Annotated in this window: 1 protein-coding gene; it reads left to right on the top strand. The window is 65.2% G+C overall.

Annotated elements, in window-relative coordinates; translation table 11 throughout:
* Positions 1–4: 4 nt before the first annotated feature.
* Positions 5–1,222, top strand: coding sequence for an elongation factor Tu (gene tuf, locus Mrose_RS18360; RefSeq protein ID WP_119280659.1), 1,218 nt, complete (start codon positions 5–7; stop codon positions 1,220–1,222).
* Position 1,223: the final 1 nt, after the last annotated feature.

Below are 1,223 nucleotides of genomic sequence, written 5' to 3'. Positions count from 1 at the left end.
AACCATGGCGAAGGGTGTATTCGAGAGGACGAAACCACACGTAAACGTGGGGACGATCGGGCACGTGGACCACGGGAAGACGACGCTGACGGCGGCGATCACGTTTGTAGCGGCGGCGGCGAACCCCAACATCGAGGTGCAGGACTACGACCAGATCGACAAGGCGCCGGAGGAGAAGGCGCGGGGGATCACGATCAACACGGCGCACGTGGAGTACGAGACGGCGCAGCGGCACTACAGCCACGTGGACTGCCCGGGGCACGCCGACTACGTGAAGAACATGATCACGGGGGCGGCGCAGATGGACGGGGCGATCCTGGTGGTGTCGGGGACCGACGGGCCCATGCCCCAGACCCGGGAGCACATCCTGCTGGCGCGGCAGGTGGGGGTGCCCTACATCGTGGTGTTTTTGAACAAAGTGGACATGGTCGACGACGCGGAGTTGTTGGACCTGGTGGAGATGGAGGTGCGGGACCTGCTGAGCCAGTACGAGTTTCCCGGGGATGACACGCCCATCATCCGGGGCTCGGCGCTGCTGGCGCTGGAGCAGATGCACAAGAACCCCAAGACCCAGCGGGGAGAGAACGAGTGGGTGGACCGGATCTGGGAGTTGCTCGACGCCATCGACTCGTACATTCCCACCCCCCAACGGGACGTGGACAAGCCGTTCTTGATGCCGGTGGAGGACGTGTTCACCATCACCGGACGGGGAACGGTGGCCACGGGACGTGTGGAACGGGGCCGGGTGAAGGTGGGGGATGAAGTGGAGATCGTGGGGCTGAGGGAGACCAAGAAGACGGTGGTGACGGGGGTGGAGATGCACCGCAAGACCCTGAGCGAGGGGCTGGCGGGGGATAACGTAGGGCTGCTGCTGCGTGGGGTAGGCCGGGAGGAGGTGGAGCGGGGTCAGGTGCTGGCCAAGCCGGGGAGCGTGACGCCGCACACCAAGTTCGAGGCCTCGGTGTACGTGCTGAAGCGGGAGGAGGGAGGTCGGCACACGGGGTTTTTCACCAACTACCGGCCGCAGTTCTACTTCCGCACCACCGACGTGACGGGGGTGGTGGAGCTGCCCAAGGGGGTGGAGATGGTGATGCCGGGGGACAACGTGACCTTCACCGTCGAACTCATCAAGCCCATCGCCATGGAGGAGGGACTGCGCTTCGCCATCCGCGAGGGTGGCCGCACCGTCGGTGCCGGAGTCGTCGCCAAGATCCTCGAGTAAA

Source organism: Calidithermus roseus (genome assembly GCF_003574095.1).
GTDB lineage: Bacteria > Deinococcota > Deinococci > Deinococcales > Thermaceae > Calidithermus > Calidithermus roseus.
This window is presented reverse-complemented; position numbering and strand designations above follow the sequence as displayed.